Below are 21,602 nucleotides of genomic sequence, written 5' to 3'. Positions count from 1 at the left end.
CGGAGGACGGTCTGCCATGGCGTCGATCCGGAGTTGCGTGCTCTCGGTCGCGATCGGCTTCGTCGCGCTCGCCGGGCCGGCCGTTGCCGAGCCGATCCGCGTCAAGGTCGGCGTCCTCAACGACATGTCCGGCGTCTACGCCGATACCGGCGGCAAGGGCTCCGTCGTCGCCGCGCAGATGGCGGTCGAGGATTTCGCCAAGACCGAGCCGGGCGTGCAGATCGAGATCGTCTCGGCCGACCACCAGAACAAACCCGATATCGGCGCCGCCGTCGCCCGCCAGTGGTACGACCGCGACGGCGTGGACGCGATCCTCGACGTGCCGACCTCCTCGGTTGCGCTGGCGGTGAGTCAGGTCACCCGCGAGAAGAACAAGGTCTTCATCGACTCGGGGGCCGGCACCACGGAGCTGACCGGCAAGCAGTGCTCGCCGAACACGATCCAGTGGACCTACGACACCTACGCCCTGGCGCACGGCACGGCCGGCGCCATGCTCAAGCGCGGCGGCGACACGTGGTATTTCCTCACCGCCGACTACGCCTTCGGGCTCTCCCTCCAGAACGAGGCGAAGGCCGTGATCGATACGGGCGGCGGGCGCGTATTGGGCGCCGCGCGGGTCCCGTTCCCCGCCACGGACTTCTCCTCGTTCCTGCTGCAGGCGCAGGCCTCGGGCGCGAAGGTGGTGGGTCTGGCCAACGCGGGCGGCGACACGGTCAACGCGGTCAAGCAGGCGCACGAGTTCGGGCTGACCGACGGCGGCCAGAAGCTCGCCGCCCTGCTGATCTACGCCGTCGACGTCCACGCGATCGGCCTGCAGACCGCGCAGGGCCTCGTGCTGACGGAGTCGTTCTACTGGGATCTCAACCCGGAGACCCGGGCCTTCTCGGAGCGCTTCTACCCGCGCAACGGCAACAGCATGCCGACGATGAACCACGCGGGCGTCTATGCCGGGCTCCTGCACTACCTGAAGGCCGTGGCGGCGACGAAGTCGACGGACCCGCAGAAGACCATGGCCTGGATGAAGGCCAACCCGACCGACGACCCGCTGTTCGGCAAGGGTGTGGTCCGGGCGGACGGGCGCAAGATCCACCCGATGTACCTGTTCGAGGTGAAGGCGCCGTCCGAGTCGAAGGGCCCGTGGGACCTCTACAAGGTGCTGGAGACGATCCCCGCCGAGCAGGCCTTCCGCCCCCTCGCCGAGGGCGGCTGCCCGCTCGTCGCCAAGCCGTAGGGCGGGAGCCGAACGCCATGATTCGCGCGCTCGAAGGGCAGGCCGCCTGGGTGACGGGGGCCGGATCCGGGATCGGGCAGGCGGCCGCCGTGGCGCTGGCGCGGGCCGGCATGCGGGTCGCGCTCACCGGACGGGGTCAGGAGGCCCTCGCGCGCACCGCGGAGATGGTCCGCGCGGCGGGCGGCGAGGCGCTGGTCGCCCCGGCCGACATGGGCGTGGCCGACGACGTGCAGCGCGCCTGGGAGGCGGTTCACGCCGCGTGGCGGCGCTGCGACCTGCTGGTGAACGCGGCGGGCCTCAACGTGCCGCGGCGCGGCTGGAGCGAGATCACGCCGGCCGGCATCGACGCCGTGGTCGGCGTCAATCTCAACGGCCCCTTCTACGCGGCGCGGGCGGTGCTGCCGACCATGCGGGCGCAGCGGAGCGGCCTGATCATCCACGTCTCCTCCTGGGCCGGCCGCTACGTCTCCAAGCTGACGGGACCGGCCTATTCCGCCGCCAAGCACGGGCTCGTGGCGCTCTCGGAGAGCCTGAACCAAGAGGAGTGCGGGCACGGCATCCGGTCCTGCTGCATCTGCCCCGGCGAGGTCGCGACGCCCCTCCTCGACAAGCGGCCAGTCCCGGTCACCGCGGAGGATCGCGGGCGCATGCTCCAGCCGGAGGATCTCGCCGAGACGATCCTGTTCGTCGCCCGCCTGCCGGCCTCCGTCTGCGTCAACGAGATCCTGATCAGCCCGACCTGGAACCGCGGCTATCTCGAGGGCGTGAAGCTCTGAGCGGGGCCGTCGCGGCGCGCTTGGCCGGGGGCGCGGTGCGCTCATCCCGCGTTCAGGCACGGAGGACGAGTGTCGCCACGGCCAAGCTGAACACAAGTATTTCTGAATTGTATCTGAGACTTTATGGATTAAATTCGGCGCAAGCTGGGCTATTTCAAGATTAAAATTGGATGAATGCGGGGTTCAGAACCGATTAAATCCGTCGCGCCTACCAGCGCTGCCGGAAGGCGATGAGACGCGTCTTCGCCGAACCGATGGGGACAACGGTCCGGCGGACCGCCGGGCCCCTCGGGGCCCCATCGCGCACGACCGGGGGGCGCGACCATGTCAGGGACCGAGGACGATCCAGGGATTCCGGGCTCCGCCGGCGCGGCGGACCCGGCCGGACCGGGCGCCGCGGCCGCATCACGCCCGGTGTCGGTCGGCGGACCCGGCCGGCCGATCGACGACGGCGCGCGGGACCGGATCGGGCGCGGCCTGCGCCTGCACTACGCGGGCGTCCTGGCCCTGCCGATCCCGGACCGGCTCCGGACGCTGCTCGACGAGCTCGCCGCACACTCCGACACGGAGGCCTCGCGATGACCCTGATGCTGCAAGCCGCCCCCGCGGGGAGCGGATCCGGTCCGGCCCCCCGGGGCGCCGACGCGGAGATGCGCGACCTCCTGCTGGGGGCGATCCCGGCGCTGCGGGCCTTCGCGTTCTCGCTGACCTACGACCTCGACCGCTCGGACGACCTCGTGCAGGACACGCTCGTGCGCGCCTGGATCAACGCCGCCAGCTTCCGCCGCGGGACCAACCTGACCGCGTGGCTGTTCACGATCCTGCGGAACCTGTTCTACTCGGAGCAGCGCAAGCGCAAGCGCGAGGTGGAGGACGCCGACGGCCTCCATGCCGGGCGCCTGACCGCCCTCCCCGAGCAGGAGATCCGGATGGAGATGGCGCAGTTCCAGAGCGCGCTGAACCGGCTGCCGCCGGCCCAGCGCGAGGCGCTGGTCCTGGTCGGCGCCCAGAGCTTCACCTACGAGGAGGCCGCGGCCATCTGCGGCGTCGCGGTGGGCACGATCAAGAGCCGGGTCAGCCGCGCCCGGACCCGCCTGATCGAGGTGCTGGGCATGACCGGCACCGACGACATCGGACCCGACCCGCAGACCCGCGCGGCCCTCGACGGCTCCTGAGGCGCGCGCCGCGGCGAGGACCGCCGCGGCGCCTACTTGATGAGCCTGACGACGTCGCGGAACCGCCTGTGCCGCGCCGTGCCGAGCCACTCGAACGCCACCATCTCGGTCGTGACGATCTCGGCGCCGTGGGCCGCCATCCGGGCGAGCGCGGCCTCCCGGTTCTCGATCCGCCGCGAGCCCACGGCGTCGGCCACCACGGCGACGCGGCGGCCGGACTCGCGCAGCCCGAGAACCGTCTGCAGCACGCAGACATGCGCCTCGCAGCCGCTGACCACGAGGTCGCGATCCGCGGGCAGGCGCTCGAGGAAGCCGGGCGTCCGGGTCGCGCCGAAGCTCATCTTCGCGAAGGCCGTCCCGGGCTCGGGCGCCAGGGCCGGCACGGTCGGCCCGAGGCCGCCGGCATTCTGCTCGGTGACCAGGACCGGGACGTCGAGCAGCTGCGCGGCGGCGAGGAGGCGGCCCGCATTGGCGACGACCCCGTCCCCTTCCGCGATCGTCGGCATCAGCCGGACCTGAACGTCGATGACGAGGAGGAGCGAGCGGGCGGGGTCGATCAGCGGCATCGATGTCTGGTCCCTGCGGACGGGTCGCGTCGGAGACGGAGGAGGCCATCCTGGCCCCATCCGAGCCGTATCCTCGCCCCATCCGGTCCGGTGGGGACCGCGCCCGCCGGCATGACACGTGCGCGCCCCGACCGCGACCCCGCCCAAGAGCCGCTCCCGATCGTTTTGCGACGGTTGGGAAGGGCGGCAACTCCGGTCCCGGCAGCCGCGCCAGGGCCCCTCTCCCTCGCGGAAGAGGGCACCGGTGCCTCGTTCGGCACGGGCCCGGCGATCACCTCCGTCCCGAACCGACAGGGAACGGCTCTAGCGGAGCGCGATGTCGCCGGGGACGTTCGCGGCCGCGGCGCCGCCGGCGGCCTTCTCGAACCACCGCCGGGCGGCCTCGAAATCCTGCTTCACCCCGCGACCGTTGACGTAGAGGAAACCGAGATTGTTCGTCGCCTCCGCGTGGCCGGCGGCGGCCGCCTTCTCGAACCAGCGGCGGGCCGCGGCGGCGTCCGTCTTCACGCCCTGGCCGTTCAGGTAGAGGCTGCCGAGATTGTTCATCGCGTCCACGTTGCCGCCGGCGACCGCCCGCTCGAACCAGCGGCGGGCCGCGGCGGCGTCCCGCTTCACGCCCTGACCGTTGAGGTGCAGGCTGCCGAGGGCGTTCATCGCGTCAACGTTGCCGGCGGCGGCGGCCTTCCCGAACCAGGACGCGGCCGCGCCGTAATCCTGCCCGACGCCCTGACCGTTGGCGTAGAGTAGGCCGAGATTGTACAGGGCCGACGCGGCGCCGGCGGCCGCCGCCTTCTCGTACCAACTGCGCGCGGTGGCGTAGTCCTGCGTCACGCCCTGGCCGGCATCGTAGAGGCTGCCGAGGTTGTTCATGGCCTCGGCGTTGCCCGCCAGGGCGGCCTTCTCGAACCACGCGGCCGCGGCGGCGTAGTCCTGCTTCACGCCCTGGCCGTTGTAGTACAGGCTGCCGAGGTTGAGCATGGCGTCGACGTCACCGCCGGCGGCCGACTTCTCGAACCAGCGTCCGGCCGTACCGAAATCCTGCTTCACGCCCTGGCCGTTGATGTAGAGGATTCCGAGATTGTACATCGCGGCGGCGCTGCCGCTGACGGCCGTCGTCGTGGAGAGGCTCCCGGCGGTCTCCGCCTGTGCGCCCAGCCCGGACAGGACCGAGAGCGCCAGAGACATGGAGACGATGGATGTCGCGCGCATGGCCGTGAATCCCTGTGCGGGCACGCGAACCGTCATGCCCTGCGCGGAAGCCGATCCCGAGCATCTTCCGCAATGCTGAAGGCGTGTTCCCGAACCGTCTTCGTCCGCTGACAGTCTTCCGGGCGAAAAACCCTTCGGCTGGACTGCACCGGACTGATCCTTGACCTATCAGGGCCCGGCAGGACTTTCTGGACCAAATCGCACATGCGGCCCGCATGGTCGGCCGACATCGCCGGCGCGCGCCACGGGCCGCGACAGGGTTCGCGCGCGGCGGGGACCGTGCGGGACCGGCCGGAAGGAGGCGTTGAGGGCTCGGCGGGGCGGGCGACCGGTCCCGGGACGCGTCGCTAGTAGGTCGCGAACAGCCGCGCCACCGCCTCGGGCTCCGCCGTGACGGTCAGCGCCAGGGCGAGCAGGATCCGGGCCTTCTGCGGGGTGAGGTTGTCGGCGCTGAGGATGCCGCGACTGCGCAGCCGGGTGGTGAGCGGGACCACGCCGCTGCCGGCCCGGGTCGACATCACCACCACGATCCCGGCGGCGGCCGCCGCCTCCAGGGCCTCGGCCTCGGCGGGCGGGGTCATGCCCGGCGCGAGACCGGCCGCGACGAGGCCGCGCGCGCCCGCGGCCAGGAAGGCCCGGACCGCGGTGCCGTCGGCGTCGGCGTACCCGTAGGCGACGTCGACCCGCGGCAGCGCCGGCAGGGTCCGGATGTCGAAGGGCGTGCCCGGCGCGTGCGCCCGCTCGGAGCGGCGGTAGTAGCGGACGGACTCGCCATCGACGTGGCCGAGCACGCCGAAATCCGGGGTCCGGAAGGTCTGGAGCCGGGCCACCGAGGTCTTGGTCACCTCGCGGGCCGCCTGGATCTCGTCGTTGAGCACCACCAGCACGCCGCGCCCGCGGGAGGCGGGCGCCGCGGCCGTGCGCACGGCCGCCACGAGGTTCAGCTTGGCGTCGGTGGAGAGGGCGCTCATCGGCCGCTGCGAGCCGACCAGCACCACCGGCAGATCCACCGTCAAGGTGAGGCTAAGGGCGTAGGCGGTCTCCTCCAGCGTGGCGGTCCCGTGCCCGATGACGATGCCGGCGAGGTCCGGGTGCTCGGACGCGAGGCGCTCGCACAGCCGGACGAGGTCGCGCCACTCCGCGAACCCGATCGCCGGGCTCGGGACCGCCCGGAACGGCACCGGCACCACCGCGGCGACTGTCGCGAGTTCCGGAACCGCGTCCAGGATCGCGCCGGCCTCGAGACGCCGGTCGGTGGCGGTGTAGTCGAGGATGTCGAGGGCATCGCGGCCGAGGGACGAGATCGTCCCGCCTGTGCCGATGAACGCGACCTTGGGCAATCCGGTCCCCGCTCCTGCCGCCATGCCGTCTCTCCCGTGCCTGTCCGGCGCTGTGATGCCGCGTCGCGCGGCCGGGGTCGACCCCGGCCGCGCGCAGGCGGGCGATGCACCGGGCGGGAGGCCCGCCGGGCGCGTCCCCGGCCTCAGCTGCGGAAGTCGAGGAGGAGCGCCGAGACGGCGCCGCTGTTGGCGGTGCCGCTCGCCCCGTAGCCGACGCGGCCCGACTGGCCGCTCTGGAGCTGCTGGATGAAGGTGGATAGCAGGTCGTTCGTCGTGCGCGCCGCGTCGGTGGTCGAGGTCGAGGTCGAAGTCGAGGTCGAGGTCGAGGCCGACGCGGAGACCGACGCCCCGCTCCCGGCGCTGCCCGCAGCGTCCGTCGGCGCCGGGCCGGGCGGGGGCCCCGGCGGCGGGCCGTCCGGGCCGGCGACGTCGCCAGTCCCGTCGCCAGTGGCGTCCGCGCTCTGGGTGCTCCGGCCGTGGCTGGCGAACAGGTTCTTCAGCTCCGTGGCCTGGTCGGCGGTGAGGCTGCCGCTGCTGACCTGATCGGCGATCAGGCCGTCGATCCGGTCCTTCATCGAGGACGGGTCGAGCCCGGACCGGCTCGTCGCGCTGGTCGAGGCAGCGCTGGTCGACGACAGGCTCCTATCGATGCTGCTCAAGGCGCCCGCGAGGGCCGTCGCGTCGGTGCTGCTGATCGTGCCGGCCGACAGCGCGCTGCTGATCGTGTCGGACATCCGGGTCTGGGGCGACGCAGGCGGCGACCATCGCTGCGCGGCGAGCTGTGCTGTCGCGGTGGACGAGACGGTACTCATGGGGGGCTCGGGTCACGGATGAGCCGGATTCGCCCGGCGGCGGGTCCGTGTGCAAATTACCCACGCGATTCTTAAGGCCGCGTTTCCGGGATCGCCCGGATTCCCGTCGCGCTGGCGGACTCGGGGACGGCCCGGAGCCGGGGCACGACCAGGGATCCCGGTCGCGCCGCTCAGAGGCTCGCGGCCATGCGCAGCGGCGGCGCCTCGGCCGGACGCGCCGCGGCCTCGGCGTGGCCGTAGAGGCCGCGGTGCTTCGGGTTCGGCGAGAGCCGGTCGGTCAGGCCGATCACCGTCTCGGCGGCGCCGAGCAGGAGCGCGCCCTCCGGGGCGAGCTGCGCCGCGAGCCGCGCCAGGACGTCGGACTTGGTCGGCGCGTCGAAGTAGATCAGCACGTTGCGGCAGTAGATCACGTCGAACTGGCCCAGCGAGGCGAAGCTGTGCAGCAGGTTGAGCTGGCGGTAATCCACCATGCTGCGCAGGCTCTGAGCGATCTGCCACTGCTCGCCGACCTGGGTGAAGTACTTGATCAGCCACTGCACCGGCAGGCCGCGCTGGACCTCGAAATGGCTGTACAGCCCGAGCTTAGCCTTCTCGATCACCTCGGTGGACAGGTCGGTGGCGACGATCTCCACCTGCCAGCCGGCGAGCCGCGGCGCCGCCTCCTGAAGGAGCATGGCCAGCGAGTACGGCTCCTGCCCGGTCGAGGCCGCCGCGCACCAGATCCGCAGCCGGCGGCGGCCGGCTTTGCGCGCCAGCACGTCCGGCAGGAGCGTGTCGCGGAACAGGTCGAAGGGGATCCGGTCGCGGAAGAAGAAGGTCTCGTTCGTGGTCATGGCCTCGACCACGGCCCGCTCGATCGTGCTGTTCTGGGCGAGCTTGAGGGCGCCGATCAGGTCGCCGAGGCTGGCGAGGCCGAAGCGGCGGCAGACCGGGGTCAGCCGGCTCTCCACGAGGTAGCGTTTCTCCGGCGTCAGCGCGAGGCCGGAGCGCTGCTTCAGGAAGGTGCGCAGGAATTCGAACTCGAGCTCGGTCATGCCGGCTGCCCCGTGATCAGGGCGCGCAGCGCCGTCGCGAGTTCGGGCAATGGCAGCACGGCCTCGGCGAGCCCGGCCCGCGCGACGCTGCCCGGCATGCCCCAGACCGTGCTGGTGGCCTCGTCCTGAGCGAGGACCGGGCCGCCGGCCTCGGTGAGCGCCCGGGCGCCGTTGGTCCCGTCCGAGCCCATGCCGGTGAGGATCACGGTCGCGGTGGCGGCGCCGAAGACCACCGCCGCGTCCTTGAACAGGACGTCGACCGCGGGGCGGCAGAAGTTCACCGGGGGGCCGTCGGTGAGCTTGATGATCGGGCCGCCGGCCCCGCCGGCCAGCCCCATGTGGCGGCCGCCCGGGGCGACGTAGATGCGGCCCGGCTCGACCCGCTCCTCGGCCTTGCCCTCCGCCGCTGGGAGCCCGGTACGGGTGGCCAGGTGCTCGGCGAAGACCGCCGTGAAGATCGGCGGCATGTGCTGGACGATCAGGACCGGCAGGCGCCGCAGGGCGGCCGCGCCGATGCCCTCCAGCATCTCGCCCACGGCCCGCGGGCCGCCCGTGGAGGAGCCGATCAGCAGGGCGCGGGGCTGGGTCCGGTTGCGGACCTTGGGCCGCAGCGTGAAGGGGGTCGCCGGGCGCGCCGCCGCGGCCGGCGCCGGATGCACCGCGGCCGGTGCGGCCGCCGGCGCGGCGTGGTACCCGGGCGCGTGGCCGGCGGGCGCGGCGGCCGGGCGCCGGCCACGCGCGCGGGCGGAGCCGAACACGCGGACGCGCTCGATCAGCTCGACCCGGAACGTGTCCGAGGTGGTGACGCCGCGGCTGCTCTCCGGCTTGGCGATGTAGTCCACCGCGCCGAGGGCGAGGCATTTCAGCGAGATATCGGCGTTGCGCGTCGTCAGGGTCGACATCATCACGACCTGCACGCTCGGGCTCATGGCGAGCATGCGCGGCAGCGCGGTCGTGCCGTCGAGTTCCGGCATCTCGATGTCGAGCAGGACCACGTCCGGGTCGTGCTTGGCCATCAGCTCCAGGGCGATCCGGCCGTTGGAAGCTGTGCCGACGAGCTCGAATCCGGCCTCGCCGATCCAGCGGGCCACGAGGCCGCGCACCACGGCCGAGTCGTCGGCCACGAGCACACGGATCGCCGTGGCCGATGAGGTCGTGCTCTGGGTTGGCGGCGTGCGCAGCGGGGCGACCGCGGGACTCAGGGCCATGATGATTGCCTCGGGTGCAGGGTCGCGGGGCTCGGGCCGCGGGTCAGGGAACAGGCGATCAGGCCGCGTCGGCGACGAGACCGACCTGTTCGAGCTTGGCCGTCAGGATGTCGCGGTCGAAGGGCTTCATGATGTACTCGTCGGCCCCCGCCCGGAGGGCGCGGGCGATCGCCCCGACGTCGTTCTCGGTGGTGCAGAACAGGACCTTCGGCGCGCCCCCGCCCTCGCTCTGGCGCAGGGCCTGGAGGAACGCGTAGCCGTCCATGTTCGGCATGTTCCAGTCGAGCAGGATGGCGTCGGGCATGCTGGCCGCGCAGGCCTCGAGGGCGGCGCTGCCGTCCTCGGCCTCGCTGACATTCATGCCGAGATCCTCGATGATCCGCCGGGCGACCTTCCGGATCACCGCGGAATCGTCCACCACCAGGCAGGTGGTCTCGTGGGGCGCCTTCATCGACCTCTCCCTCAAGCCGCCTTGGCGCCGGCGGGCGTGAAGCCGAGGAGCGCGTCCACGTCGAGGATCACCAGGAGCCGGCCGTCGAGGCGGTGGACGCAGGTGGCGAGGTCGCGGAAGCGCGGATCCAGGTTGATCGGCACCGCCTCGCGGCTGTCGGCGCCGAGCTTGAGCACCTCGCCGACCCCGTCGACCACCAGCGCGAAGGTCTCGCCGGCCTGCTCCAGGCCGATCGCCATCTTCGGGCTGGCCTTGCTGCCGTCCGCCTCGGCCTCCGCGTCCGGCAGGCCCAGGCGCCGGCGCAGGCTCATGGCCGTCACGACCCGGCCGCGCAGGTTCAGCAGGCCGACGATCTCGGCCGGCGCCAGGGGAACCGGCGTCACGCCCGACGGGACGAAGACGTCGTGGACCCGCTCGATCGCCAGGCCGAACAGCGTCTCGCCGACGAAGACCGTGACGAAGTCGTCGGTGGCGCCGGTCTCGGCGCCGTTGGTGGTGGCGCCGCTGGTGTTGGCGTTGGCAGCCTGCATCGGAACTCTCCGGATTCGTTCGTCGCGATCGTCGCGATCGGCCTGGGTCGATCGGCTTGGGTCGATCGGCCTGGGTCGATCGGCTTGGAGCGATCGGCCGGGGTCGATCGCCCGGGGCGGGCGGCGCGGCGGCTCAGGCGGCTTTCGACACCGTGGCGGCGCCGATCTCGGCCAGCGCCGAGATCAGGCCGCTGCGGTCGAACTTCGCCACGAGGTCGCTGATCGCCAGCGCCCGCGCCTTCTCCACCGCGTCGGCGCCGATCGCGCCGGTGAGGCCGATCACCGGGAGCCCGGCGAGGCGCGGCTCGGCCCGCCGCATGGCGGCGACGAGGTCGAAGCCGCTGCGGCCCGGCATCTCCAGGTCGGTGACCACCACCTCGATCTGCGGATCGGACTGGAGGGTCGACAGGGCCGTCTCGGCGCTCGACGCCGTGACCACCTGGTAGCCCGCGGCCTTCAGCACCGGGCTCAGCATGTCGCGGAAGAAGGCCGAGTCGTCGACCAGCAGGACCGTGGAGATCTGCTCGGGCCGCTTCAGACCGCGCGCCCAGTCGTCGTAGGCCAGCGGCAGGAAGTGGGCGATGTTGATGATGTCGGTCGCCCGGCCCCGCAGCACCGCCGAGCCGATCAGGTCCGACCGGTCCGCCGCGATCTCGATGTCGAGGCGCTCCTCGACGATGTCGACGATCTCGTCGACCACGAGGCCCATGGCGCGCTCGCCGTCGGAGAACACCACCAGGGCCTGCGTCCCCTCCGACTTGATGGTGATCGCCGCGTCGGCCGGGACCAGGGGCATCAGGCGCCCGCGGTACTGGATCAGCGCGCGGCCGCCGAGCCACTCGACCTTGGCGCACTCGATCTCCTCGAGGCGGGTGACCAGCGACAGCGGCACCGCCTTGAAGCTGCCCTGGCCGCCCTTGAACACCAGGAGCGTGGTCTTGGTGTCGGCCATCTCGACCGCCTCGTCGGCGTCGGCGTCGATGTGGCCGCCGCTGCCCTGGACGCCCTGCGCTACCTGACGGGCCACGCCGTTCGGATCGACGATCAGCACCACGGCGCCGTCGCCGAGGATCGTGTTGCCGGCAAACATCGGGATGTGCCGCAGCTTCACCGACATCGGCTTCACGACGATCTCCTCCGTGTGGAAGACCTCGTCGACGAGGATGCCGAAGCGCTCGCGCCCGACCTGGGCGACCACCACGAAGCCGGCCTGGTCCGTCTCCGCGCCCGGGCTCGTCTGGCCGAGCAGGCCGGTGAGCGAGACGATCGGCAGCAGCCGCTCGCGCAGGCGCAGCACCGGCGCGCCGTTGATATGCTCGACCCGCTGCGCCCCGGCATCGACCCGGACCAGCTCCAGCACCGCCACCTGCGGCAGGGCGAAGCGGTGCTCGCCGGCCCGGACGATCAGGGCGGCCACGATCGCCAGCGTCAGCGGGATCTTGATGGTGAAGGTGGTGCCGCGACCCGCAGTGGTGGCGATGTCGATCAGGCCGCCGATGGTCTCGATGTTGGTCTTGACCACGTCCATGCCGACGCCGCGGCCCGAGACCGAGGTCACCGCCGCCGCCGTCGAGAAGCCGGCGTGGAAGATGAACTTGGCGACCTGGGCGTCGGTCATCCGCTCGATATCGGCCTGGGAGGCGAGCCCGCGCTCCGCGGCCTTCTTGCGGATGGCCGCGAGGTTCAGGCCCTTGCCGTCGTCGGCGATCTCGATCGTGATCGTGCCGCCCTCGTGGTAGGCGGCGAGGCGGATCGTTCCGCGGGCGGGCTTGCCCGCCGCCACGCGCTCGGCGGTCGATTCGAGGCCGTGATCCGCCGAGTTGCGGACCATGTGGGTCAGCGGGTCCTTGATGACCTCGAGGACCTGGCGGTCGAGCTCGGTCTCGTTGCCGACCATCACGAGGTCGATCTGCTTGCCGAGTTCGGCCGAGAGGTCGCGCACCACGCGCGGCAGCTTCTGCCACGCGTTGCCGATCGGCTGCATGCGCGTCTTCATGACGCCCTCCTGCAGCTCGGCGGTGACGTGCGACAGGCGCTGCAGCGGGACCTTGTAGCTCGAATCCTCGTGCCGGCGGGCGATCTCGAGGAGCTGGTTGCGGGTCAGCACCAGCTCGGAGACCATCGTCATCAGGTGCTCGAGCGTGTCGACGTTCACCCGGATGGTCTGGTTCTTGGCGGCGGCGGTCGTCTCGCCCTCGGCGCCCTCGACCTTCTCGGCGCGCGCCGGCTCGGCCTTCTCGGTCTTCTCGGCCTCGACGGGCTCGGGCTTCTTCTCGGCCTTGGGCGCCGCGCTGACGGCGGGCGCGGGCGCCGGGGCCGGGGCGGGGGCGACGGCGGCCGCAGGGGCGGGCATCGCGGCCACGGGGGCCGGCGGCGGGAGGAAGTCCGATTCGTCCGGACCGGGGGCGGCCAGGAAGGCGGCCTCCAGGTCGTCGAGGGAGACCTCGCCGGGCTTCAGCTCGCGGACCACCGGATCGGGCAGGACCGGCTCGGGCGGCGGCGGCGGGGCGGCGGCCTCCGGCTCGGGCGAGCCCTCGGCCATGCGCTCCAGGGCGGAGATGAGGTCGTCGTCCGAGCCCGCGGGCTCCGTGCCGGTGGCCTCCAGATCGGCCAGGATCGCCTTCAGCCGGTCCAGCGTCAGCAGGATCAGGGTGACGGAATCCGACGTGGCGGGCAGCCCGTCGCGGAAACGACCCATCAAGGTCTCGGCGGCGTGCGCCAGAGCTTCCAGCCGCGGGAGTCCGAGGAACCCGCAGGTTCCCTTGATCGTGTGCACGAGTCGGAAAATGTTCCGCAGAATAGTCTCGTTGTTCGGATCCTGCTCGAATCGAACCAATTCTGCATCGACCGTGTCGAGATGCTCCCCGCTCTCGGTCAGAAACTCGCGAAGCAGGTCGTCCATAGGCGCTACTCGTTACGCGGAGAAGGTCTCGCGCAACCTACTTACTCGCGCGGGGTTAGGGAAGCGTTTCCATCCCGGCCCCGCGCGGCACCTTTTTCAGAGTTTCACGCCAGCGCCGTGTCCGAAGCCTCTCCATCGCGATCTTCGGGCGCGTCGATCACTGCGGGTGTGGCGGTGATAGTCACTTCATCGCCCTCGATAGCGAAGCGGACATCCATGGCGGCGGCCCGGGCCACGAGGCCCGCGTAGAACGGCAGGATGCCGTGGGCGTCGACGGTGCCGCTCTCGGGGCTGCCGGCCATCAGCTCCTCGACGTGGGGCGGGATGCGGGCGTGCGAGCCCTTGGCCTTCAGCACCAGCGTGGGCGCCTCGCCGTCGCCGGAGACGACGACGTCGATCAGGCCGCCCCGGGGAATCGCCGAGGTGGCGACCATCACGAGATTGAGCAGGAGCTTGACCTTGTTCTTCGGGAACAGCGCCTGCGGGGCGCTCCAAGTCAGCTTGGTCTTGTCGTCGGAGAACATGCCCTTGGCGACGCTCTCGGCGTCGGCGAGGTCGATCGAGGCGCCGGCCGAGCCGGCGGCCCCGAAGGCGATGCGGGCGAATTTCAGCCGCGCCGAGGCCTGACGGGCGCTCTTCCCGATCAGCTCCAGGGCGAAGGTCCGCATCGATTCGTCCTGGTCGTCCTCCAGGACCTCGAGCCCGTTCACGATCGCGCCGACGGGGCTGATCACGTCGTGGCAGACGCGGGAGCAGAGCAGGGCGGCGAGGTCGAGGCCGTCGAGAGTCAGGGTGGGCGAGGTCGGGGAGGACATGGTGCGCTCCGGGCGGGCGGATCGGAAATGCGGACGTCTGCGGGCCGGGGCCCCGGTCGGGGCTGCCGGTTCCCGGCCGCCCGGTTCTCGGCCGCCCAGTCCTCGGCCGCCCCTGCGGCGATCGAGTCGCCCGAAGGGATCCCGCGCGGCCCGCGGGCCGGACCGGGGGCGACGACCGGTCCGCACGGATAGACGCCACGGTCGGCTTTGAAAAGCGTTACCGGATCGGGCGGAAGGCCGGGACGGCCCCCGATTCCGGGCCCGCGCGGCCGCGAACGCGTCGCCGCTGCCCGGTCCTGGCCGCATCGTGAACGCGCGGCGGGCGCCGCGTGCCATGCGCGCCGGACCGGACACGGGCGGCCCGGTCGGCTACGATGCCGGCCCCGTCGCGCCAGGGAGGATGCGGCATGAGAGATGAGACCGGTCTCCCGAACGGATCGGCGAAGGGAGCGGCCGCCGAGCCAGCCGAGACGCTGCGCGCGCGCCTGCGCCCCCGGCTCGGGCTCGCCGACCCGGACGCCGCGGGGGCCCGGCTCGCCGAGCTCGCGCCGGCGCTGCCGGCCGGCTTCCTGACACCGCCCTGCCGGGAGCTGCTCCTGGGCCTGGCGGATCATTCCCCCTTCCTGTGGCGGGCGGCCACCCGGTCGCCCGAGCGGCTCGTCGCCCTGCTGGATCAGCCGCCGGACGCGGCGAGCCGGGACATCATCGCGCGGCAGCGCGCCATCGGCGCCGCCTGTGGGGCGAATCCCGACCTCGCCGAGGTCGGCCGGCAATTGCGCGCCAACCGGGAGGCCCACGCCCTCCTGGTCGCCCTGGCGGATCTCGGCGGCTGTTGGGACCTCGACGCGGTGACCGGCGCCCTGTCGGCCTTCGCCGACGCATCGGTGAGCGGGGCGGTCGAGGCGCTTCTCCGGCAGGGGATGGCGGCCGGGCGGTACCGGCCCAGGGATCCGGAGGCGCCGCAGGACGGCTCGGGCCTGATCGTCCTGGGCCTGGGCAAGCTCGGCGGCTGCGAGCTGAACTACTCCAGCGACATCGACCTCGTCGTCTTCTACGAGGCCGAGCCCGCTGCCGCGGCGACCGGCGGCGATCCGAAGCCCTTCCTCGTCAAGCTGGCGCAGGGGCTGGTGAAGCTCCTGGCCGACCGGACCGCCGACGGCTACGTCCACCGCATCGACTACCGGTTGCGGCCGGACCCGGGCTCGACCGCGGTGGCGCTCTCCACCGGCTTCGCCTTCGACTACTACCAGACGCTCGGCCAGAACTGGGAGCGCGCGGCCTTCATCAAGGCCCGGCCGATCGCCGGCGACATCCCGGCCGGCGAGGCCTTCCTGGCGGAACTCGCGCCGTTCATCTGGCGCCGGCACTTCGATTTCCCGGCCATCGCCGAGATCCACGCCCTGAAGCGGCAGATCCACATGGTCCGCGGCCACGAGACCATCGCGGTCGGCGGCCACGACATCAAGATCGGCCGCGGCGGCATCCGGGAGATCGAGTTCTTCGTCCAGACCCAGCAGCTCGTCTTCGGCGGCCGCAAGCCGGCCCTGCGGGGCCGCCGGACCGTGGCGATGCTCGGCGAGCTCGTCGCGGAGGGCTGGATCGACGGGCGGGCCCGGGACGAGCTCTCCGCGGCCTACGCGTTCCTGCGCACCCTCGAGCACCGGATCCAGATGATCCGGGACGAGCAGACCCAGCGCCTGCCCACCGGGACCGAGGCGCTGACCGCGCTCGCCGTGTTCGCGGGCTTCCCCGACTTGGCGGCCTTCGAGGCGGCCCTGCTCCACCATGCCGGACGCGTCCAGGCGCACTACGCCCTGCTGTTCGAGGCGGAGCCGGAGGCCGGCGCCGACGGCACCGCCCTGGTCTTCGGCGAGAGCGAGCCGGATCCCGAGACCCTGGCGCGGCTCGGCGCCTTCGGGTTCCGGGATCCGCCCCTGGCCTGGGAGACCGTGCAGGGCTGGCATCTCGGGCGCCGCCCGGCCCTGCGGACCGGCCGGGCCCGGGAGATCCTCGCCGAGATGCTCCCGGCGCTGCTGCGCGCGCTCGGCGGCACCGCCGACCCCGACGCGGCGCTCCTCGCCCTCGACCGGGCCTTCGCGCGGATGCCCGCGGTGGCCGAACTCCTCGCCATCCTGCGCTCGCACGAGCGCCTGCGCCTGCTGTTCGCTGACATCCTGGGGACGGCGCCGCGCCTCGCCGACACGGTCGGCCTGAGCCCGCACGTCCTCGACACCGTGCTCGACGCCGATTTCGTGACGCCGACCACGGATCCCGGGGAGGTCCGCGCGCAGTACCGGTCGCTCCTGGGCCAGCCTGCAAGCCACGAGGAGAGCCTCGACCGCTGCCGGGACGCCACCCGGCAGATGGCCTTCGTTACGGGCGCCCGCCTGCTGTCGGGCATCCTCACCCCGCGCCAGGCCGGGGAGGCCTACGCGGCGATTGCCGAGGCCACGGTGGCCCTGAGCCTGGAGGCGGAGGAGCGCCGATTCGCCCTGGACCACGGCGCGGTGCCGGCGGGGCGCTGCTGCGTCCTGGCGCTCGGCCGCCTCGGATCCCGCCAGCTCAGCGCGGAATCCGACCTCGACCTCGTGTTCCTGTACGATTTCGACCCGGAGAACCGCACCAGCGACGGACGGCGGCCCCTCGACGCCGTGGTGGCCTACAACCGGCTGGCGCAGCGTGTGTTCGCGGCGCTCACCACGGCCACGCGGCGCGGCCGGCTCTACGCGGTCGACCTGCGGCTGCGACCCTACGGCAGCCACAGCCCGCCCGCCGTGCAGCTCAGCGGCTTCGCGGCCTATCACGGCGGCGAGGCGGAGCTCTGGGAGCACATGGCGCTCGCCCGCGCCCGGGTCGTCGCCGGCGACGCCACCCTGGCGGCCGACGTCACGGCCGCGATCGCCGGGATCCTCCGGCAGCCGCGCGAGACCGCCGCCGTCTGCGCCGAGGCGGGCGCGATGCGGGCCCTGGTCGCGCGGGAGCGGGGCCATGCCGGCCCCTACGACCTGAAGCTCGCCCCCGGCGCGCTGTTCGACCTCGACTTCCTCGCCCAGGCCATCGTGCTGAGCCAGGCGCACGACTGGCCCGGCTGCATCGGCCTCGGCGCGGAGTCGCTCTTCCGCGAGGCGGCGACGCGCGGCCTCCTGCCCGCGGCGGCGGGCGAGGCCCTCGCCGAGACCTACGGCTTCCTCGACGCCGTCTACCAGTGGCAGCGGCTCGTGATGACCGATCCCGCCGCGGAGCCGTCCGAGACCGCGTCCCGGCAGATCGCCAAGGCGGTGGGCCTCCCGGACGCGCGCGGCCTCGCGGCGGAGCTGCGCCGCCACCGCCGCCGGAGCCAGGCCCTGCTGGCGCGGATCCGGCGGACGGTTCGGATGCCGGCCGCCGCGCGGGAGCTGCCGGAGCGCCGATGAGGCGGCGCTCCGGCCAGTGGCCGTCGACATTCCCCCCCCGCTCGGGCATTCAGGGCGGTGTCGGGAGGCATCATGACGGGCGCGGCGACGATCTCGGGACCGGAGCGTGAGCGGATCGCCGCAGCGCTCGCCGAGATCGCCTGCGCGGCGGGGGAGATCCTGCGCCGCTACCACCGGGGCCCCTGCCCCCACGCCCTGAAGCCGGACGGCTCGCCCTCCAGCGCCGCCGACGTCGAGGCCGAGGACCTGATCGTCGAGGCCCTCGCCGGGCGCTTCCCCGGGATCGCGGTCGTGGCCGAGGAGCGCGCCCAGAGCGACGCGACCCGCCCCGCCGATCTCTTCTTCCTCGTCGATCCCCTGGACGGCACGCGCGACTTCCTCGCCGGGACGCCGGACTACTCGGTCAACATCGCGCTGGTGTCTGGCGGCCGCCCGGTGGCGGCCGCGCTGGCGGCCCCCGGCCTCGGCCGCGTCTGGTGGGCCGGCCCTGCGACCTTGGAGGGCCCCGTGATCGCGGGCCGGCCGGGGGCCGGGCGGCCGGTCCGCGCGCGGGCGGCGCCGGGGACGGGCCTCGTCGCCCTGGGCAGCCGGCGGCACGGCGATCCCGAGACCGCCACCTGCCTGGCGGCGCTGCCAGTGGTGGAGACGCGCCAGGTCGGGTCCGCCCTGAAGTTCGGGCTGATCGCCGCAGGCGAGGCCGACATCTACGTCCGCTGCGGCCCGACAATGGAATGGGACACGGCCGCGGGCGACCACATCGTCGCGGCGGCGGGGGGCTGCGTGGTGGTGCCGGGCGGCGGCCCGATCCGCTACGGCCAGCACGGGCCCGATCACCGCAACGGGCCCTTCGCGGCCCTCGGCGACCCTGCCCTGGCCCCGCGGCTCGCCCTGCCGGCCCGCGCGAGCGACCGGCCGGCGGCGGCGCTCAGCGCGGCGCATCCGTAGGCGGCACGTTGGGCGATGCGTCGAGCGAGGCGTCGGGCGGGACATCCTGCAGGCGGCGCACGGCCGGCCAGGCCGCCTCCGCCTGCCGGGCAAGACCGGGCTCCGCCAGGAACCGGGCGCGGCGCCCGGCATCCCGGAACAGGTAGAGGCGCTCGTCGATCACCGCGAAGACCAGGGGATCGGCGTCCACCAGCCGGCCATCCAGGATCCCGGCGGCGTCGTAGCCCCCGAGACGCGGCGCGTAGGCGGGCGGGTCGTCCCGGAAGGCGGCGCGGTTGGCGCCGCTGGAGAAGCGCCAGACCTGGCCGCCCCAGGACAGCTCGAACCGGGCCAGACCGGCCTGCGGCCCGCCCTCCAGGAAGTAGCTGACCGGGTCGAAGCCGTTGAGCGTCAGCAGCTCGATCCGCGTCCGGGCCGTCAGGCCCTCCTCCGCGGCGGCGCGGCCGGGGGGCAGGGCCGCCAGCGCGGCTGACAGCGCGGCTGACAGCCCCACCGCCCGCGCGAGCGTGAGCGCCGCACGCGGGACGCCCGCGCCCGACCGCCCGGCCGTGCGGAGTGCGGGGTCAGGACGCGTTAACCACATCTTGCGGATTCCCTCAGAAGCTGGTCCGACTCATCCGCCCGGCGCGGCCTCTGCCGGCCCGGCGGGACAGAGCGGCACAGGTCCATCGCACGAACCGTTAATCGAACCGGGCGAGGAGGCAACGATGACGGCACGAGACGATCGCGGCACCGACCGCCGCACCCTCCTGCGCGCGGGCCTCGGCCTGGCGCTGGGTGCGCCCCTCAGCGGCTCCCTCCTCGGCGCCGCGGGCGCGGCCCGCGCGGCCGGCGAGGATCTCGACACGCCCGAGACCTTCCGTCCCGGCGAGATCGTGGAATCCGGCCACCGGTTCTTCGGCACGGTGTCGCGCGGCCTCGCGCTCACCGTCGAGGAGGCGGGCCGGCGCTGGGGCGAGCCCAACGGCTACATCCTCGGCCAGGAGGGGGGCGGCGCCGTGGTGGCGGGCGTCCGCTACGGCGAGGGCACGCTCTACACCCGCAACGCCGGCAAGCGGCGCATCTACTGGCAGGGCCCGTCCCTCGGCTTCGATGTCGGCGGCGACGGCGCCCGCACCATGATGCTGGTCTACAACCTGCCCAACGTGCGCGACCTGTACCGCCGCTTCGCCGGCGTCGACGGCTCCGCCTACTTGGTGGGCGGCTTCGGGATGACCGCGGTGGTCAACGACCGGGTCATCGTCGTGCCGATCCGCAGCGGCGTCGGCGCGCGGCTCGGGATCAATGTCGGCTATCTGAAGTTCACCCGTGAGCCGACGTGGAACCCGTTCTGATCCGGCCTCGATCCGGGACGGCGTCGCGGAACGCGTTCTGATTGACCGGCCCCGCGGGATTTCACCCTCGCGGCCAACCTGGGCTAGAGTGGAGTTGGGTCGGGTTTTCCGGCCGGATGCGCGGGCTGCACCCTCGTGATCGAAACGGTGATGATCTTCGCGCTGGGCTTCCTGGCGGCGAGCCTATGCGGCCTGCTGCTTCTGCCGGCCCTGAATGCCCGCGCCGCGCGCCTGGAGCGTCGGCGGGCCGAGGCGCGCCTGCCCCTGTCGCCGGCCGAGATCGCCGCCGAGCGCGACTTCCTGCGCGCGCAGTTTGCCGTGCAGCAGCGCCGGTTGGAGCGCCGGGTCGAGACCGTCGAGGCGCGGCGGCAGGCCGACATGGCGGCGATCGGGGCCGGGACGATGCGGGTCGCCGCCCTGGCGCGCGACGTCGCTGCCCGCGACGCCGAGATCGCCCAGGCCCAGGCCAAGACCCGGGAGCTGGAGACCGAGCTGACGCTGGCGCGGGAGGACGGGAGCGCGAGCCTCGCCACGCTCCAGGCTCTCGAGGACGCCCATGCCGACCTGCTCGACAGTCTCCTGGCGCTCCGGCAGGGCGCGGCGCCGGCACCGGACGCCGCCGCGCTGGCGGCCGAGCGCGACGACCTGCGCGCGAGCCTGAAGGCGGCCGAGGAAGCTCTGGCCCTGACCGTGGCCGACCGCCAGAACGAACGCCACGACCGGGCCGGAAACCTGCCGCCGGACCGGCAGGCCGGCATCGAGCGCGAGAACGCCGATCTCCGCCGGCGAATCGTCGAGGTCGCCGAGGCCCTCACGGCCCCGGGCCGGATGCCGCGGACCGCGGCGGCGATGCCGGAACCCGAGCGGGTCTGAGCCGATCCACCTCCGAAACGGGGTTTGGCGACCGGAACGCAACCGAAAACCTGCGATGACTGCCTTGTTTCGACCACGCAAAGGCATCATCGCATCGCCGACGCGTCCTGCATTCACAACTTCGACAGATGGTACGGATACCCATGCGCCTGAAGCCGATCGTCCTCGCCGTCGCGGCGGCCGTTGCCCTGACGCTGCCGGCAGCCGCGCAGCAGACGAAGCGCGGCAACGAGACCCTGAAGAAGTACTGCACCGGGGACTACCTGACCTATTGCGGCAACTTGGCCCCCGACGATCCGGCCACCGATGCCTGCTTCCAGAAGAACTGGAAGAAGCTCAGCGAGAACTGCCGCCGGGCGATCGACGCCTACGAGGCCGAGCAGCAGCAGAACGCCCCCGCCAAGAACCGGCAGGGCTCGCAGGGCGGCAAGGAGCGGCGGGGCTGACGCCTTCCGGCTGTCGAGGCCGGGCCGGGAGCCGCGGGAACGGGCCCCAACCATGCGCCGCGGCCGGCCTGTGGCGGACGGGCGCTCGCGCCGGGACGCGGCAACGGCTAAGGTAGCGCTCCCGCCGGCCCTCGCGTGCCGGTGCCGAGCCCGCCGGACCCTCGCGCGATGTTGTCGAAACCCGCCCTGAAACTCCTCGCCGTGTCCGGCCTCGTGGCCCTGGCGGCTTCCGCCTGCGGGCGGCGGGGTGCGCTGGAGCCGCCCCAGACGGCGGCCCCGCGGGCGGGTGCGCAGGCCAGCGCGGACGCGCCGACCGGGCGGCGGACGCTGCCGGTCTCGGTCGGCCTCGGTGGCGGCGCCCCGGAGCCGGACCCGGCCTCGGTACGCGCCGGCGACGAGCTCTCCGCGGCGGCGGTCCCGCCGGGCGGCACCGAGGCGCCGGTCGAGACCAGCCGCGGCGCGCGGCGCGGCTACCTGGTGCCGAAGGAGCCTTTCATTCTGGATCCGCTGCTGTAGAGGGCGGAGGCCGGCACGCCGTCGCG

At 73.1% G+C, this 21,602-nt stretch carries 21 protein-coding genes; 10 read left to right on the top strand and 11 right to left on the bottom strand.

Features of this window, described 5'->3' with window-relative positions; genetic code table 11:
* Positions 1 to 16: 16 nt before the first annotated feature.
* The 4 genes from ACX9MN_RS27415 to ACX9MN_RS27400 all read left to right on the top strand — a co-directional run bounded on the left by ACX9MN_RS27415 (position 17) and on the right by ACX9MN_RS27400 (position 3,182).
* Positions 17 to 1,231 carry an ABC transporter substrate-binding protein gene (locus ACX9MN_RS27415; RefSeq protein ID WP_489726000.1) on the top strand — a complete coding sequence of 405 codons (1,215 nt, stop codon included), beginning with the start codon at positions 17 to 19 and terminating at the stop codon, positions 1,229 to 1,231.
* Between the two features lie 17 nt (positions 1,232 to 1,248).
* Entirely contained in the window at positions 1,249 to 2,007 is a 759-nt protein-coding gene (locus ACX9MN_RS27410; protein ID WP_489725999.1) for an SDR family oxidoreductase, read from the top strand.
* Between the two features lie 324 nt (positions 2,008 to 2,331).
* A complete protein-coding gene (locus ACX9MN_RS27405; protein WP_091682814.1) occupies positions 2,332 to 2,589 on the top strand; it encodes a NepR family anti-sigma factor in 258 nt (85 codons plus the stop codon).
* Positions 2,586 to 3,182, top strand: coding sequence for a sigma-70 family RNA polymerase sigma factor (locus tag ACX9MN_RS27400; RefSeq protein WP_170855239.1), 597 nt, complete (start codon positions 2,586 to 2,588; stop codon positions 3,180 to 3,182). Before ACX9MN_RS27405 ends, ACX9MN_RS27400 begins: the two co-directional genes overlap by 4 nt.
* A gap of 32 nt (positions 3,183 to 3,214) precedes the next feature.
* Here ACX9MN_RS27400 and ACX9MN_RS27395 read toward each other — a convergent pair whose 3' ends face one another.
* The 10 genes from ACX9MN_RS27395 to chpT form a co-directional block, all read right to left on the bottom strand.
* Positions 3,215 to 3,748, bottom strand: coding sequence for an isochorismatase family protein (locus tag ACX9MN_RS27395; protein ID WP_056529984.1), 534 nt, complete (start codon positions 3,746 to 3,748; stop codon positions 3,215 to 3,217).
* 303 nt (positions 3,749 to 4,051) lie between these two features.
* Positions 4,052 to 4,957, bottom strand: coding sequence for a tetratricopeptide repeat protein (locus ACX9MN_RS27390; protein ID WP_489725998.1), 906 nt, complete (start codon positions 4,955 to 4,957; stop codon positions 4,052 to 4,054).
* A 347-nt stretch (positions 4,958 to 5,304) separates the two neighbouring features.
* Positions 5,305 to 6,321 carry an asparaginase gene (locus tag ACX9MN_RS27385; RefSeq protein ID WP_091981130.1) on the bottom strand — a complete coding sequence of 339 codons (1,017 nt, stop codon included), beginning with the start codon at positions 6,319 to 6,321 and terminating at the stop codon, positions 5,305 to 5,307.
* Positions 6,322 to 6,440: 119 nt separating this feature from the next.
* On the bottom strand, positions 6,441 to 7,031 hold the full coding sequence (locus ACX9MN_RS27380) for a hypothetical protein (RefSeq protein WP_489725997.1): 591 nt from the start codon (positions 7,029 to 7,031) through the stop codon (positions 6,441 to 6,443).
* Between the two features lie 248 nt (positions 7,032 to 7,279).
* A complete protein-coding gene (locus ACX9MN_RS27375; protein WP_489725996.1) occupies positions 7,280 to 8,143 on the bottom strand; it encodes a CheR family methyltransferase in 864 nt (287 codons plus the stop codon).
* The gene (gene cheB, locus ACX9MN_RS27370; RefSeq protein WP_020094378.1) at positions 8,140 to 9,351 is read right to left on the bottom strand and encodes a chemotaxis-specific protein-glutamate methyltransferase CheB; all 1,212 of its coding nucleotides are present in this window, start codon (positions 9,349 to 9,351) and stop codon (positions 8,140 to 8,142) included. Before cheB ends, ACX9MN_RS27375 begins: the two co-directional genes overlap by 4 nt.
* Before the next feature lie 58 nt (positions 9,352 to 9,409).
* A complete protein-coding gene (locus ACX9MN_RS27365) occupies positions 9,410 to 9,802 on the bottom strand; it encodes a response regulator (protein WP_012320961.1) in 393 nt (130 codons plus the stop codon).
* 11 nt (positions 9,803 to 9,813) lie between these two features.
* Positions 9,814 to 10,332 (bottom strand): chemotaxis protein CheW, encoded by a 519-nt coding sequence (locus tag ACX9MN_RS27360; protein ID WP_020094377.1) that lies wholly within the window; start codon positions 10,330 to 10,332, stop codon positions 9,814 to 9,816.
* A 133-nt stretch (positions 10,333 to 10,465) separates the two neighbouring features.
* A complete protein-coding gene (locus ACX9MN_RS27355) occupies positions 10,466 to 13,234 on the bottom strand; it encodes a hybrid sensor histidine kinase/response regulator (RefSeq protein WP_489725995.1) in 2,769 nt (922 codons plus the stop codon).
* Positions 13,235 to 13,338: 104 nt separating this feature from the next.
* Positions 13,339 to 14,049, bottom strand: coding sequence for a histidine phosphotransferase ChpT (gene chpT, locus ACX9MN_RS27350; protein WP_103986157.1), 711 nt, complete (start codon positions 14,047 to 14,049; stop codon positions 13,339 to 13,341).
* 407 nt (positions 14,050 to 14,456) lie between these two features.
* On the opposite strand from chpT, the gene ACX9MN_RS27345 reads away from it, so the two are divergent.
* Together ACX9MN_RS27345 and ACX9MN_RS27340 are read left to right on the top strand one after the other, a co-directional pair.
* Complete coding sequence (locus tag ACX9MN_RS27345; RefSeq protein WP_489725994.1) at positions 14,457 to 17,462, top strand: bifunctional [glutamine synthetase] adenylyltransferase/[glutamine synthetase]-adenylyl-L-tyrosine phosphorylase; 3,006 nt, start codon at positions 14,457 to 14,459, stop codon at positions 17,460 to 17,462.
* Positions 17,463 to 17,534: 72 nt separating this feature from the next.
* Positions 17,535 to 18,407 (top strand): 3'(2'),5'-bisphosphate nucleotidase CysQ family protein, encoded by an 873-nt coding sequence (locus ACX9MN_RS27340; RefSeq protein WP_489725993.1) that lies wholly within the window; start codon positions 17,535 to 17,537, stop codon positions 18,405 to 18,407.
* Here ACX9MN_RS27340 and ACX9MN_RS27335 read toward each other — a convergent pair.
* Entirely contained in the window at positions 18,388 to 18,990 is a 603-nt protein-coding gene (locus tag ACX9MN_RS27335; RefSeq protein ID WP_489725992.1) for a YHS domain-containing (seleno)protein, read from the bottom strand. The two genes, ACX9MN_RS27340 and ACX9MN_RS27335, sit on opposite strands and share 20 nt — an antisense overlap.
* A 124-nt stretch (positions 18,991 to 19,114) precedes the next feature.
* Between ACX9MN_RS27335 and ACX9MN_RS27330 the strand changes: the two genes are divergently transcribed.
* The 4 genes from ACX9MN_RS27330 to ACX9MN_RS27315 all read left to right on the top strand — a co-directional run bounded on the left by ACX9MN_RS27330 (position 19,115) and on the right by ACX9MN_RS27315 (position 21,576).
* Positions 19,115 to 19,741: a DUF1134 domain-containing protein gene (locus ACX9MN_RS27330; protein ID WP_091928104.1), complete on the top strand. Its 627-nt coding sequence runs from the start codon at positions 19,115 to 19,117 to the stop codon at positions 19,739 to 19,741.
* Between the two features lie 150 nt (positions 19,742 to 19,891).
* Positions 19,892 to 20,614, top strand: coding sequence for a hypothetical protein (locus ACX9MN_RS27325; RefSeq protein WP_489725991.1), 723 nt, complete (start codon positions 19,892 to 19,894; stop codon positions 20,612 to 20,614).
* Between the two features lie 143 nt (positions 20,615 to 20,757).
* Positions 20,758 to 21,060, top strand: a complete 303-nt coding sequence (locus tag ACX9MN_RS27320; RefSeq protein ID WP_020094369.1) for a hypothetical protein — start codon at positions 20,758 to 20,760, stop codon at positions 21,058 to 21,060.
* Positions 21,061 to 21,228: 168 nt separating this feature from the next.
* Positions 21,229 to 21,576, top strand: a complete 348-nt coding sequence (locus ACX9MN_RS27315) for a hypothetical protein (RefSeq protein ID WP_489725990.1) — start codon at positions 21,229 to 21,231, stop codon at positions 21,574 to 21,576.
* The last annotated feature ends 26 nt before the right edge of the window (positions 21,577 to 21,602 follow it).

The organism is Methylobacterium sp. 1A, assembly GCF_058072805.1.
Note: the sequence above shows the minus strand (reverse complement) of the source record. Positions and strands in the feature narration are given on the sequence as shown.

Bases quoted from the DNA above. Each gene is read 5' to 3' on its own strand.
- ACX9MN_RS27415 (WP_489726000.1), top strand. From the start codon at position 17: ATGGCGTCGATCCGGAGTTGCGTGCTCTCGGTCGCGATCGGCTTCGTC.
- ACX9MN_RS27410 (WP_489725999.1), top strand. From the start codon at position 1,249: ATGATTCGCGCGCTCGAAGGGCAGGCCGCCTGGGTGACGGGGGCCGGA.
- ACX9MN_RS27405 (WP_091682814.1), top strand. From the start codon at position 2,332: ATGTCAGGGACCGAGGACGATCCAGGGATTCCGGGCTCCGCCGGCGCG.
- ACX9MN_RS27400 (WP_170855239.1), top strand. From the start codon at position 2,586: ATGACCCTGATGCTGCAAGCCGCCCCCGCGGGGAGCGGATCCGGTCCG.
- ACX9MN_RS27395 (WP_056529984.1), bottom strand. From the start codon at position 3,748: ATGCCGCTGATCGACCCCGCCCGCTCGCTCCTCCTCGTCATCGACGTT.
- ACX9MN_RS27390 (WP_489725998.1), bottom strand. From the start codon at position 4,957: ATGCGCGCGACATCCATCGTCTCCATGTCTCTGGCGCTCTCGGTCCTG.
- ACX9MN_RS27385 (WP_091981130.1), bottom strand. From the start codon at position 6,321: ATGGCGGCAGGAGCGGGGACCGGATTGCCCAAGGTCGCGTTCATCGGC.
- ACX9MN_RS27380 (WP_489725997.1), bottom strand. From the start codon at position 7,031: ATGTCCGACACGATCAGCAGCGCGCTGTCGGCCGGCACGATCAGCAGC.
- ACX9MN_RS27375 (WP_489725996.1), bottom strand. From the start codon at position 8,143: ATGACCGAGCTCGAGTTCGAATTCCTGCGCACCTTCCTGAAGCAGCGC.
- cheB (WP_020094378.1), bottom strand. From the start codon at position 9,351: ATGGCCCTGAGTCCCGCGGTCGCCCCGCTGCGCACGCCGCCAACCCAG.
- ACX9MN_RS27365 (WP_012320961.1), bottom strand. From the start codon at position 9,802: ATGAAGGCGCCCCACGAGACCACCTGCCTGGTGGTGGACGATTCCGCG.
- ACX9MN_RS27360 (WP_020094377.1), bottom strand. From the start codon at position 10,332: ATGCAGGCTGCCAACGCCAACACCAGCGGCGCCACCACCAACGGCGCC.
- ACX9MN_RS27355 (WP_489725995.1), bottom strand. From the start codon at position 13,234: ATGGACGACCTGCTTCGCGAGTTTCTGACCGAGAGCGGGGAGCATCTC.
- chpT (WP_103986157.1), bottom strand. From the start codon at position 14,049: ATGTCCTCCCCGACCTCGCCCACCCTGACTCTCGACGGCCTCGACCTC.
- ACX9MN_RS27345 (WP_489725994.1), top strand. From the start codon at position 14,457: ATGAGAGATGAGACCGGTCTCCCGAACGGATCGGCGAAGGGAGCGGCC.
- ACX9MN_RS27340 (WP_489725993.1), top strand. From the start codon at position 17,535: ATGACGGGCGCGGCGACGATCTCGGGACCGGAGCGTGAGCGGATCGCC.
- ACX9MN_RS27335 (WP_489725992.1), bottom strand. From the start codon at position 18,990: ATGTGGTTAACGCGTCCTGACCCCGCACTCCGCACGGCCGGGCGGTCG.
- ACX9MN_RS27330 (WP_091928104.1), top strand. From the start codon at position 19,115: ATGACGGCACGAGACGATCGCGGCACCGACCGCCGCACCCTCCTGCGC.
- ACX9MN_RS27325 (WP_489725991.1), top strand. From the start codon at position 19,892: ATGATCTTCGCGCTGGGCTTCCTGGCGGCGAGCCTATGCGGCCTGCTG.
- ACX9MN_RS27320 (WP_020094369.1), top strand. From the start codon at position 20,758: ATGCGCCTGAAGCCGATCGTCCTCGCCGTCGCGGCGGCCGTTGCCCTG.
- ACX9MN_RS27315 (WP_489725990.1), top strand. From the start codon at position 21,229: ATGTTGTCGAAACCCGCCCTGAAACTCCTCGCCGTGTCCGGCCTCGTG.